This window comes from Streptomyces sp. NPDC048291, from assembly GCF_043201715.1.
GTDB lineage: Bacteria > Actinomycetota > Actinomycetes > Streptomycetales > Streptomycetaceae > Streptomyces.
In genome coordinates this window covers 45,490-57,340 of the sequence record NZ_JBICZC010000015.1, presented here as the reverse complement: position 1 = coordinate 57,340, position 11,851 = coordinate 45,490, and the positions used below count along the sequence as shown (strand labels likewise).

Below are 11,851 nucleotides of genomic sequence, written 5' to 3'. Positions count from 1 at the left end.
CTCCCGCAATGTTCGGGTGCCACAATCGGGGCAGAACTGACGTACGACCGCTGGAGGACCCGTGCCGTCCACCCCCCGCCCGCTGCGCAGACTGGGCTTCCTGACCATCGGCCTGTTCGACGGCGCGGATCCGGGCCGGGGGCACGAGTCCACGCTGGAGATCATCGAGCTGGGCGAGCGGCTGGGCTTCGACAGCGCGTGGGTGCGCCACCGGCACCTCCAGTACGGCATCTCGTCGCCGGTCGCGGTGCTCGCGGCGGCCTCCCAGCGCACCAGCCGGATCGAGCTCGGCACCGCCGTGATCCCGCTGGGCTGGGAGAACCCGCTGCGGCTCGCCGAGGATCTGGCGACCGTCGACCTGCTGTCCGGCGGCCGTCTCAACCCGGGTGTGAGCGTGGGCCCGCCCATGCACTACGAGCAGGTCAGGGAGGCCCTCTACCCGGACACGGCCGACGTCGAGGACTTCAGCTACGAGCGGGTGCGGCGGCTCCTGGACTTCGTCCGGGGCAAGCCGGCCACCGACTTCAGCGGGGTGGAGGGCTTCGAGGTGTTCTCCGACGTCGTCCAGCCGCACTCCGCCGGGCTCGGGCGGCGGCTCTGGTACGGCGGCGGCAGCCTCGGCTCGGCGCGCTGGGCGGGCGAGCACGGCATGAACTTCCTGACCAGCAGTGTCGTACGGGCCGGGGACGAGGCGGACGGGTACGACTTCGCGGAGATCCAGCTCTCGCACATCCGGGAGTTCCGCGCCCATCACCCGGACGGCGAGGCGGCGCGGGTCTCCCAGGGGCTGGTGGTCATCCCCACCGACTCCGCCACGCCGGAGCAGCGCGCCAGGTACGAGGCGTACGCGGCCAAGCGGCTGCCCCGCACCACGGCCCCGCAGGGTCCCGGCCGGCTGCTCTTCGCGCCGGACATCGTCGGGACCTCGGCGGAGATCGTCGAGCGGTTGCACGCGCACGCCGCCTTCCGCGAGGTCGACGAGGTGGCCTTCGCCCTGCCGTTCACGTTCGAGCACGAGGACTACGTCCAGATCCTCACCGACATGGCGACCCACCTGGGCCCGGCGCTCGGCCGGCGCCCGGGGGCCGCCGCCTGAGTCACCGGCGGCGCGTCACCAGCGGCGCACCTGCGTGCCGGTCACCGGTTCCGACGGTTTGCCGTCCACCCCGACCGGCACCTCGCCGTGCAGCATCACCCGGTGCATGACGCGCGGAAGGCCGAGATGGGCGTTGTCGCTCGGCGCGAGGTGGATGGTGGCCCGGTTGTCCCAGAAGGCGACGCTGCCGGGCTCCCAGCGGAAGCGGACCGTGTACTCGGGCCGTACGGCCTGTTCGAGCAGCATCTCCAGGAGCGCGGCGCTCTCCGGGCGGGAGACGCCGGCGATCTGCTCGACGTAGTAACCGTTGACGTACAGCACCCGCTCCCCGCTCTCGGGGTGGACCCGCACCAGTGGATGCACCGAGGCCACCTGGTGGTCGAGGAGGTGGCGCAGGTAGGAGTCGTCGCCGGGGCGGGGCTGGTAGCCGACGCCGAGGCGGTGCTCGGCGCGCAGGCCGTCGACGAAGGCGCGCACGGGCGCGGACAGTCCGACGTAGGCGGCGGCCAGGTTGGCCCAGGTGGTGTCGCCGCCGTAGGGCGGGACGGTCTCGGCGCGCAGGACGGTCGCGGCGGGCGGGTCGATGCGGGCGCCGTGGTCACAGTGCCAGCCGCGCAGCAGGGTGTGCCGGCGCCGCTGGAGCCACTCGTCGTGCTCCATCCCGAACCGGCCGCCGAGTTCCAGCCGGTCGGCGGTGGTCTCCACCTCGGGGAAGCCGGCCGGTGAGGCGCTGCCGCGGCGGCCGAGCACGACCGGTTCGCCGAAGCGGCGGGCGAAGGCGACGTGCCCGGCGTGGTCGAGCCGCTGGTCCCGGAAGAAGACGACCTTCCAGCGCAGCACGGCCTCCCGGATGAGGGCGACCACGGCGTCGTCGAGTTCCGCGGTGAGGTCGACCCCGGTGATCTCGGCCCCGATGTGCCCGGCGACGGGTCTCACCTCGGCTCCGGCGACGCCCTGTGCCCGTCCTGCCGTACCCCGGTCGGTCGTCATACGTACTCCGCGTGGTCGTCGGTACCCGTCCAGGGAAGATCGTGACAGCCCGGCGTGCGAGGTGGAAGGGAACACCCGGGGCGGGTTGATCATCGCCCGCCGGGTGCGCGCGGCCGGGGGTACGACGCGGTCCACGGCAACGTCTCCCGCGCGTACCCGGATTGGGCCGTTCCCGCCCCGGCGGGCCGTGCGGGGGCCTAAGTTCGCGAAGGTACTCGATCTTCGGTTCAGGAGGCCCCCACACATGCGTACCGCGCTCCGTACCGCCATGGCCGGGGCGGTGGCCGCCGGCACTCTGCTGACCTGCGGCACCGCCCACGCCACCCCCGCCGGCCCGGGTGTGACCGGCAGGGTGATCAGCCAGACCACCGTCGGGGAGACGGACTACGTCCTGCGGGAGATCACCGTCCCGCCCGGCCAGACGACCGGCTGGCACTACCACGACGGCCCGGTCTACGGATTCGTCCGGAAGGGCACCCTCAGCCACTTCCACTCCGACTGCGAGGAGGACGGCGTCTACCGGCGGGGCGGCACGGTGTACGAGTCGGGCGGGCCGGGCGACGTGCACCTGGGCGCCAACCTCGGGAACACCGACCTGGTTCTGGACGTGCTGTACATCCTGCCGCACGGTTCGCCGTACTCGGAGTCCGTGCCGAACCCGGGCTGCGACTTCGAGTAGGGCCGAGCGAGCCGTCACGTCAGTCGTCGGTGACCGGCAACGGGCCTTCGGGCAGCGGCTGTTCGGCCCAGATGGTCTTGCCGCTGCCCGTCTGCCGGCTGCCCCAGCGCTGGGTGAGCTGGGCGACCAGGAGCAGACCCCGGCCGCCCTCGTCGTAGGCGTGCGCCCGGCGCAGGTGCGGTGAGGTGGAACTGCCGTCGGAGACCTCGCAGATGAGCGCGCGGTCGCGGATCAGGCGCAGCTGGATGGGCGGTTCGCCGTAGCGGATGGCGTTGGTGACGAGTTCGCTGACGACGAGTTCGGTGACGAACGCGGCCTCGTCCAGGCCCCAGTCGGTGAGCCGTTCGACGGCCGCCTGCCGGAAGTGCGCCACCTCGGCGGGGTCGGGCGGCACGTCCCAGGTGGCGACCCGGTCGGCGCCGAGCGCGCGGGTGCGGGCCAGCAGCAGGGCGACGTCGTCGGCCGGCTGCTCCGGCAGGACGGCCTTGAGGACGTTGTCGGTGAGGTCTTCGAGGGAGTCGGAGGGTGCGCTCAGGGCGCGGCACATCTCCTCGGTGGCGCGGTCCACGTCCCGGTCGCGGTCCTCGACCAGGCCGTCCGTGTAGAGGGCGACGACGGCGCCTTCGGGCAGTTCGAGCTCCGCCGCCTCGAAGGGCAGACCGCCGACGCCGAGCGGCGGCCCCGCGGTCATCGGGATCAGCTCGGCCGTGCCGCCCGGCAGGACGACCGCGGGTGCCGGATGCCCGGCGGCGGCGAGGCTGAGCCGCCGCGAGACGGGGTCGTAGACGGCGTACAGGCAGGTGGCGCCCAGTTCGGCGACCTCCTCGCCGGAGCCGTCGGCGGCGAGGTGGGTGACCAGGTCGTCGAGGTGGGTGAGGAGTTCGTCGGGGGGCAGGTCGACGTCCGCGAGGGTGCGGACGGCGGTGCGCAGGCGGCCCATGGTGGCGGAGGAGGGGATGCCGTGGCCGACGACGTCGCCGACGACCAGGCCGACCCGGCTGCCGGAGAGCGGGATCACGTCGAACCAGTCGCCGCCGATGCCGGCCTGCGATCCGCAGGGCAGATAGCGGTGGGCGACCTCGACGGCGGCCTGGGGCAGGCCGCGGGGCAGCAGGCTGTGCTGGAGGGCGAGGGCGGTGGAGCGCTCGCGGGCGAAGCGGCGGGCGTTGTCGATGCAGACGGCGGCGCGGCTGGCGAGTTCCTCGGCGAAGACGGTGTCGTCGATGACGTAGTCGTCGGGATGGCGCATGCGCACGCCCACCACCACACCGAGCAGGACGCCGCGGGCCTGCAGGGGTACGGCGATCATGGAGTGGACGCCCTCGCGGTGGGGCCGGCCCTCGGGCGCGCGGGCGTTGCGCTCCTCGACCCAGCGGCGGAACTCGGGCTCGCCGGCCTGGCCGACCACGGCCCGCCGCTCCCGCAGCGCCCGCGCCGGCGGTGACGCCGCCGGGTGTGCCTCGGACTCGCCCAGCCGTACGGCGGCCTCGGGGGTGCCCTCGGTCACGGAGCCGTGGGCGACCCGGCGCAGGGCGATGTCGCCCTCCGGCACGGTGAGCGGTTCCTCGGCGCCGAGGACCCAGTCGAGGAGGTCGACGCTGGCGAAGTCGGCGTACCGGGGGACGAGGAGTTCGACGAGTTCCTCGGCGGTGCGCACCACGTCCAGGGTGGTGCCGATGGCGGTGGCCGCCTCGTTGAGGAGGGCGAGCCGGAGCCGGGCCAGGTACTGCTCGGTGCTGTCGAAGGCGGCGAGGGCGACGGCGGTGAGCTCGCCCGCGGGGTCGCGCAGCGGCCACATCTCGATACTCCAGGCGTGCTCCCGGTTCAGGGCGGGGGCGCCGGTGAAGCTCTCGTAGCGGACGGGCCGGCCGGTCTCGACGACCTGGCGCAGATGACGCAGGAAGCCCTCGCTGTGCGGGGCCTCCTCGACGGTGTCCGGGAAGAAGCGGCCGAGCAGGGCCTCCTCGGGGACGCCCATGACGTGGCAGGCGGCGGCGTTGGAGCGGAGGTAGCGCTGGTCGACGTCGAAGACCGACATGGACATGGAGGCCTGCTGGAAGGCCTGGCCTGCGAGGGTGGGGTCGGCCTGAAAGGGCGGGTCGGCGGTGAGCACGTAGCCGGTGGTGGCGCCGTCGGGGCCGAGGACGGGGCAGGCCGTCAGGGCGATCTCCGTGCGGCGTCCGTCGGCGCACCGCAGGGCGACGGTCCCGCGGCGGGCGGCCAGCGCCTCGGCGGGCACCCGCTCGGCGAGGAGGTCGGTGGCGGGCCTGCCCACGACCTCCTCCGCCCGGTGCCCGGTGAGCATCCGCGCACCCTCGCTCCACCCTGTCACCCGGCCCAGGGCATCGATGATCGCCGCGGCGGCGACACGCTCCATACGCCCCAGGATGGGACCTGTGCCCCGGCGCATCAAGCGCGGACCGGGGCGGACCGGGGCCCTCGGCTCAGCCCTGGTGGGCGCGCAGGGCGGCCAGCGCCCGGTCGGCGTGGGTGTTCATGCGCAGCTCGCTGCGGACGACCTCCAGGACGGTGCGGTCCTGGGCGATCACGAAGGTGGCCCGCTTGGTCGGGGCGAGTGAGAAGCCCCGCTTCACGCCGAACAGCTCCCGGACGGCGCCGTCCGCGTCGGAGAGCAGCGGCATGCCCAGCGTGTGCTTGCCGGAGAACTCCTGCTGGCGTTCCACACTGTCCCCGCTGATCCCGACGGGCCGGGCGCCGACGGCCGCGAACTCGGCGGCGAGGTCCCGGAAGTGGCAGGCCTCCGCGGTGCAGCCGGCCGACAGGGCGGCCGGGTAGAAGAACAGCACCACCGGACCGTCGGCCAGCAGCTCCGTGAGGTTCCGCGTCGTACCGGTATCGTCCGGCAGCGCGAAGTCCTCGATCGTGCTTCCCACCTCGACAGGTGCCGCCATCTATCGGCCCTCCTCGTTGCGTGCGACCCCGCGCGCCCACAGCACCAGAGGGATCTGGAGCGGCAGGCGGGCGAGGGCCGCGGTTCTGAGCGGCTCGGGCCGCTTCTGCCAGTCGACGGCCATCTGCACGTTGGCCGGGAACACGCCCACGAAGAAGGCGGCGGCAGCGCGGGCCGCCGCCTTCCGGGTACGGGGCAGGGCGATCCCCGCCGCCAGCGCCAGCTCGACGGCACCGCTGCCGTACGTCCAGGCCCGCGGGGAGCCGGGCAGCGCCTTCGGGATCGTCGCGTCGAACTGCTTCGGCACCGCGAAGTGGGCGACACCGGCGGTGGCGAGCAGTCCCGCGAGCAGCAGGGGTGAACGTTCGGACCGGGCCACGAAGCCTCCTCTGACGACCTGCCGCCGGATATTACCGGGGGGTACCGGCCCGCACCGCGCCGGGTCGGCCGTCGACCCGTCCGCGCGCGAACGACCGGCTCGTCCGCGCGCGTTCGGCCGCCGCCTCACACGGGCCGGGACGCCGGGGGCACCGTGGCGGCGGCCTCCTGGCCGGGCTCGTCCTCGACCGCGTAGGCCAGGAAGTCGTCCACCATGCGGTGGAAGAGGACGGCCAGCTGTCCCAGCTCCTCGGGCTCCCAGCCGCCGAGGGCCAGCTGCATGCCGCGCGCCCCGGCGTCCCTGACCCGGTCCACGGCCGCGCGGCCGGCGTCGGTGAGCTCGATGCGCTGGGCGCGGCGGTCGTCCGGGTCGGGGACGCGGGTGACGTAGCCCGACCGCTGGAGCTGCTGCACCGTGCGGGTCACGTGGGACGCCTCGACCCCGAGCCGCTGGGCCAGCTCCCCCGGGCGCAGCGGCTCGGAGTCGGCGACCTGGCGCAGCAGGGCCACCGCGGCGCGGTCCAGCGGCACGCCGGCCAGCGCCATCAGCCGCTCGTGCTGGCGGGCCCGGGTGCTCAGGTAGGTGATGCGCGTCAGGGCACGCTCGATCTCCACCACCTCCGGGGTGGCGGCGGGGACGTCTGGCAGCGGTTCTGTGGGCATACCGGCCAGTTTACCATATCGTTGCGTAACTCAAGTAAGTTACTGCGTGGGTTTACCCGCCGTACTGCGCCGAGCGTACGCACCGGCCGTCAGACGCCGTGCTCGCGCAACGGCCCGACGGCGAGTCCCCGCTGGTCACAGCTGTCCAGGAGGCGTGGCAGCGCCCCCAGGGCCGAGCGCCAGGCGCCCGGCGCCGAGGTGCAGTCGGAGTCGTGCAGCAGGATCGTGCCGCCGCCGTCCAGGTCCCGGGCGACCGTGCGGTGGACGGAGTCCGGCGTGGCGCGGGCGGTCCAGTCCTCGCCCCAGCAGGTCCACAGCACCGGGGTGAGGGCGAGGCGGCGGGCGGCGAGATGGGCCGCGGTCGACATCACCCCGTACGGCGGCCGGAACAGCCGCGGCGGCTGCCCGGTGAGATCGCCGACGGTGTCCCGGGCCCGGGCCAGGTCGTCGTGGGTGGCCCCGGGGCCGCGCAGCAGGAGCGGCCGGTGCAGCCAGCCGTGGATCCCTATCTCGTGCCCGGCCGCGGCGATCTCCCGGACCAGGCCGGGCGAGCGGCGGGCCTGGCGGCCGAGCAGGAAGAAGGTGGCCCGGATCTTCCGCTCGTCCAGGGCGCGCAGGAAGAACGGGGTCGACAGCGGGTCCGGCCCGTCGTCGAAGGTGAGGGCGACGTGGTCCGCCCGCCCCCGGCCGGCGAGGCGGGGCATCACGCGGTTGCGCAGCGGCCCGAAGGTGGAGATCACGGGGGCCGCGTGCAGGGCGAGCGCCGGGAGGGCGGCGAAGGCGGCCGTACGGAGCAGGCGTGCGGGGACGGTCACGAGTGGTGCTCCTCCTGGTGCGGGCCGCCGAGGTGGGCGTCGTCGTCGAGGTCCAGGGTGTGGCCGATGGCATGGATGACCCCCGGCCCACTGCCGGTCGTGGCGACGGCGGTGCCGACGGCGCCTGCCCAGAGGACACAGGCCACGGCCGCGGTTGCGGCGAGACGCCGGATCGCCGAGCGGGGCTCGCGCGGGGCGGGGGCGGTGCCGAGAGCGCGCGTGGCGCCGGGAACGGGCACGGCAGCGGAAGCAGGCGCGACACCTGGACCGGGCACGGCAACCGGACCGGACACGACACCGGAAGCAGGCACGCCACCGCGAGCGGACACGACCCCGGGACCCGACGCGACCGTGTCCGACGGACGCGGCGTCGGCCGGTGGCGGCCGAGCGGTGGCGGCAGCGGGCCACGGGTGCGGCAGGCTCGGGCGATCTCGTCCGCGGGGCCCGCTCCGGTGGCGGCGAACAGGGCGTGGCCCGCCTCGCGTTGCAGCAGGCCGCGCGGGCCGTCGATCAAGTCGCCCAGTACGTCCTTGAGTTCGGCCGGGTCACGGATCCACGCGGCGACCCCGGCCTCGTCGAGCGCGGCGGCGTTGGTGAGGCCGTGGCCCGGTATGCAGCGGTAGCTGGCGACGGGCAGGCCTGCGGCGAAGGCCTCCAGCGAGGTGAGACCGCCCGCGTTCTGCACCAGTACGTCGGCCGCGTGCATCAGGCCCGGCATGTCGTCGACCCAGCCGTAGGCGTGCTCGATGCCGTCGGCGCGCAGTTGCCGCGCAAGGGCCTCGTTGCGTCCGCAGACGACGACCGGTACGGCCGCACCGCAGTCGCGCAGCTCCACGGCCACCTGGCGGACCGGGCCGACGCCCCACGAACCCGCGACCAGCAGCGCCAGCGGAGCGTCCGCGGGGAGCCCGAACCGGTCCCGGGCCGCCCGGCGTTGCCCGGGGTCGGCGGGACGGAAGCGCGGGTCCGCCACCGGGCCGCCCACCCGGACGTCCCGGGCACCCAGGGCGCGGGCCTGTGCGGCGGGCACGGCGTGGGCGGCGAGATGGACGTCGACGCCCTCGGCCACCCACAGCGGGTGCACCGAGAAGTCGGTGAGATAGGTGAAGACCGGTACGCCGAGGCGGCCGGTCAGCCGCAGTCTGCCCAGGACGCGGCTGGCGCCGGGATAGGTGGAGACGACGGCGCCGGTGTCCGCGGGGAGGGCGGCACGCAGGCGGTGCTCGGCGGTGCGCAGCAGGGCGCGGGCCAACGGGCCGCCGCCTCCGGCGCGTTCGGTGCTGGTGTAGACGCGCTGGTAGATCCAGGGCGCCCGGACGAGCATCCGGTGGTAGCCGTCGCGGACGGCCCGGCCGAGCCGGGCGGGCAGCAGATCGAGCAGGTCGTACCGGTCGACCGTGACACCGGCCGCCGTCAGCCGGCGTTCCAGTTCGCGCGCGGCGCCGTCGTGGCCCGCGCCGATGCTCGCGGAGACGATCACGACGCGCTCGGCGGGCGTCGTACTCCGGGGGGCGCGGGCGGGCCGGGTACGCAGGGCGGCGACCGCCAGGGCGCGCAGGTGCACCGTACTTCCGAGGTGGGGCATGGGTGGGTTCCTCCGCAGAGACTCCGCAGGTGGAGTGGAGCGGCGAAACTCTACAACATGTAGTAGGTAAACTCGTACAACTTGTAGTAGACGGCTTTCGCCCAGCTCAGCGACCGCGGACCCCGGTTCTACATGCCGTAGTACCAGTCCGGGTAGGCTGTGGGCTCGAACGTTGGTTGAAGGACGGTGAACGGTGCGCGACCGGAAGATCGACGAGACCGGCGAGGCATCCGGCCGACGGGCCCCCGGCGAGTTGGAGAGCGGGGTGCTGGCCGCCCTCTGGGCCGCCTCCGAACCGCTGACGGCCCGGCAGGTCCAGGAACGGCTGCCCGGGGACCTCGCCTACACGACGGTGCTGACGATCCTGTCCCGGCTGCACGACAAGGGCACCCTGGTACGGCACCGGGCGGGCCGGGGCTACGCGTACGCGCCGGTGCGCGACGAGGCGTCCGACACCGCCCAGCGGATGCACACCCTGCTGGAGCGCGGCTCCGACCGGGAGGCCGTGCTCAGCCGGTTCGTCTCCGAACTCTCCGAGGAGGACGAGCAGTTGCTGCACCGGCTGCTCGGCGAACACGACGCGGGTCCGGCCGGCGAAGGGCCGTGAGCCGATGACCGTCAGCGTCTACGTCCCCTTCCTGGTCACCGTGGTCCTCGCGGTGGCCGCACCCCGGCTCGCCCGGCGGTTCGCGCCACGCCCGGCGGCCTGGGCACTGGCCGGCGGCGCACTGGTGACGGCGCTCGGCTGGCTGGGCTCGCTGGCGCTGCTGGCGTTCACCGGGCTCGCCCAGATACCCGAGGTCGCGGAGGAGGGCCGCTGGTCGGTGGCGGCGCTGCGCGCGGACGACCCCGTGTACCTCACGGTGTCCGCGGTCGCGACGGTCGCCCTGCTCGCCTCCCTCACCGGCCTCGCCGTCGCCGCCGTACGGCAGGCCCGGCATCTGCTCTGGGCCCGCCGGGAGTGCGCGCGGCTGCCCGGGGACCTGGAGCTGGCCGTGCTCGACGACGCGTCGCCGCACGCCTTCGCGCTCCCCGGGGCGCCGGGCCGGATCGTGGTCTCGCACGGGATGCTGCGCTGCCTCGGCGACACCGAGCGGGAGGCCCTGCTCGCCCACGAGCGGGCCCATCTGCGCGGCCGCCACCACATGTTCCAGAGCGCGTGGCGGCTCACCGCCGCGGCCTGTCCCCTGTTGCGGCCGCTCGCCGAGAGCGGCGGTTACGTGCTGGAGCGCTGGGCCGACGAGGAGGCCGCGGACCACGTCGGGGACCGGACGGTCGTCGCACGCGCGGTGGGCCGCGCGGCCCTCGCCTCGGCGAAGACCCCGGCGGGCGCCTCGCTCGCGGCGACCGGCGGCGCCGTGCCGCAACGGGTCCGGGCACTGCTCGCCCCACCACCGCCGCGCCGCGCACTGCCGCTGATCGCGGGCGCCGCGCTGCTCGCGGTGTCCTGCGCGAGCCTGGCGGAGGCCACGTCCGACAGTGAACGCATGATCGAGGGCGCCCAGTTCGCCGCGTGCGTCACCGCGCTCAAGGACACCGGGACACCGGCGCAGCCGCCCGGGCACGGGCCCTGCTGCCACCCGCCCCACGACCACGACGAGCCGGACCGACACCTGCGCTGAGCGCGGCGGGGCTTGACAGCACGATCGTCACGAGGGTTATCGTCACCCGACGATCGGCAGGATTCCTGATGGTCGATCGGTCGCCCGCCGGTGCCGCCCCACGGTCCGGGCCCCTCCCGATCGGAGCCGTATGTCCCTTCTGGCACGACCTTCGGCCGCCGCGCTCGTCGCGAAGACCATGCAGCGCCTGACCGGGTTGGCGAGCAGGCGCCCGAAGGGACCGGGCTCCGACGCCGCCTCGCACGCCCGGTTCCCCGAGTACCCGCGCACCGTGCGGACGTTGACCGTCCCGACGTCCGTCGCCCCGGCCCGCGCCACGGTCTACCTGCCGCCGGCCACGACGCCCGCTCCCCCGGTGCACGTCAACTTCCACGGCGGCGGTTACGTCATGGCGCTCACCGAACTCGACGACCCGCTCTGCCGGTTCCTGGCCGCCGAGGCCGGGGTGGCCGTGGTCAACGTCGACTACGTCGTCGCCCCGCAGCATCCCTTCCCGGCTCCGCCGCGCCAGGCCTACGAAATGGTCCGCTGGGTCGTCGAGCACGCGGCCGAGCAGGGCTGGGACGGCTCCCGGGTGACCGTGGGCGGGCAGAGCGCCGGTGGCGGACTCGCCACGGCGGTGGCCCGACAGGCGCTGGCGGAAGGCGGCCCCCCGATCGCGCTCCAGGTGCTGCACTATCCGCCGCTGGACCTGGTGACGAACGCGGCGGACAAGCGGGCCGCGATAGCCAGACCGATGCTGCGGCCCTGGATGGCGGAGGTCTTCGACACGGCGTACGTGCCGGAGCCGAAGCGGCGCGCCGACCCGCTGGTCTCCCCCGCGCATCCGTCCGACACGGCCGACCTGACGGGGATCGCCCCGGCGCTGGTGATCACCGCGGCGTACGACCTGCTGCGGGCGGAGGGCGAGCGGTATGCCTCGCGGTTGGGGGCGGTGGGGGCGCTGGTGGAGCATCACGAGGTGGCGGGGGCGGACCACGGGTACGACGGCACGGACGACGTGAAGGCGCGGGAGGTGTATGCGCTCATCGCGCGTCATGTGCGTGAGGTCCACGGGCGGGGCGCCTGAGAGCTCGGGGTGTGCCGCGGGTGCGCGACCGGCCGTCGTCGG

12 protein-coding genes are annotated in these 11,851 nt (G+C 74.6%); 5 read left to right on the top strand and 7 right to left on the bottom strand.

Annotation, left to right across the window (positions count from 1 at the left end; all coding sequences use genetic code 11):
- The first annotated feature begins 61 nt into the window (after positions 1-61).
- On the top strand, positions 62-1,096 hold the full coding sequence (locus ACGF5O_RS36665) for an LLM class flavin-dependent oxidoreductase (protein WP_393814238.1): 1,035 nt from the start codon (positions 62-64) through the stop codon (positions 1,094-1,096).
- A 15-nt stretch (positions 1,097-1,111) separates the two neighbouring features.
- On the opposite strand, the gene ACGF5O_RS36660 is transcribed toward ACGF5O_RS36665, so the two are convergent.
- Positions 1,112-2,086, bottom strand: a complete 975-nt coding sequence (locus tag ACGF5O_RS36660) for a TauD/TfdA dioxygenase family protein (protein ID WP_393814237.1) — start codon at positions 2,084-2,086, stop codon at positions 1,112-1,114.
- Positions 2,087-2,330: 244 nt separating this feature from the next.
- Here ACGF5O_RS36660 and ACGF5O_RS36655 point away from each other — a divergent pair, with 244 nt between their 5' ends.
- Complete coding sequence (locus tag ACGF5O_RS36655) at positions 2,331-2,765, top strand: cupin domain-containing protein (RefSeq protein WP_393814236.1); 435 nt, start codon at positions 2,331-2,333, stop codon at positions 2,763-2,765.
- A 19-nt stretch (positions 2,766-2,784) separates the two neighbouring features.
- On the opposite strand, the gene ACGF5O_RS36650 is transcribed toward ACGF5O_RS36655, so the two are convergent.
- From ACGF5O_RS36650 to ACGF5O_RS36625, 6 genes are all read right to left on the bottom strand, one after another.
- On the bottom strand, positions 2,785-5,142 hold the full coding sequence (locus ACGF5O_RS36650; RefSeq protein WP_393814235.1) for a SpoIIE family protein phosphatase: 2,358 nt from the start codon (positions 5,140-5,142) through the stop codon (positions 2,785-2,787).
- Between the two features lie 67 nt (positions 5,143-5,209).
- Positions 5,210-5,677, bottom strand: a complete 468-nt coding sequence (locus tag ACGF5O_RS36645) for a peroxiredoxin (RefSeq protein ID WP_393814234.1) — start codon at positions 5,675-5,677, stop codon at positions 5,210-5,212.
- A complete protein-coding gene (locus ACGF5O_RS36640) occupies positions 5,678-6,055 on the bottom strand; it encodes a DoxX family protein (protein WP_362658653.1) in 378 nt (125 codons plus the stop codon).
- A 125-nt stretch (positions 6,056-6,180) separates the two neighbouring features.
- Positions 6,181-6,717, bottom strand: coding sequence for a MarR family winged helix-turn-helix transcriptional regulator (locus ACGF5O_RS36635; protein ID WP_393814233.1), 537 nt, complete (start codon positions 6,715-6,717; stop codon positions 6,181-6,183).
- A gap of 89 nt (positions 6,718-6,806) precedes the next feature.
- Positions 6,807-7,532, bottom strand: coding sequence for a polysaccharide deacetylase family protein (locus ACGF5O_RS36630; protein WP_393814232.1), 726 nt, complete (start codon positions 7,530-7,532; stop codon positions 6,807-6,809).
- Positions 7,529-9,118, bottom strand: a complete 1,590-nt coding sequence (locus ACGF5O_RS36625) for a glycosyltransferase (RefSeq protein WP_393814231.1) — start codon at positions 9,116-9,118, stop codon at positions 7,529-7,531. The genes ACGF5O_RS36630 and ACGF5O_RS36625 overlap by 4 nt, the downstream gene beginning before the upstream one ends.
- A gap of 193 nt (positions 9,119-9,311) precedes the next feature.
- On the opposite strand from ACGF5O_RS36625, the gene ACGF5O_RS36620 reads away from it, so the two are divergent.
- The 3 genes from ACGF5O_RS36620 to ACGF5O_RS36610 all read left to right on the top strand — a co-directional run bounded on the left by ACGF5O_RS36620 (position 9,312) and on the right by ACGF5O_RS36610 (position 11,809).
- Entirely contained in the window at positions 9,312-9,725 is a 414-nt protein-coding gene (locus ACGF5O_RS36620; protein ID WP_393814230.1) for a BlaI/MecI/CopY family transcriptional regulator, read from the top strand.
- 4 nt (positions 9,726-9,729) lie between these two features.
- Complete coding sequence (locus ACGF5O_RS36615; RefSeq protein WP_393814229.1) at positions 9,730-10,740, top strand: M56 family metallopeptidase; 1,011 nt, start codon at positions 9,730-9,732, stop codon at positions 10,738-10,740.
- A 130-nt stretch (positions 10,741-10,870) separates the two neighbouring features.
- Positions 10,871-11,809, top strand: a complete 939-nt coding sequence (locus ACGF5O_RS36610; protein WP_393814228.1) for an alpha/beta hydrolase — start codon at positions 10,871-10,873, stop codon at positions 11,807-11,809.
- The last annotated feature ends 42 nt before the right edge of the window (positions 11,810-11,851 follow it).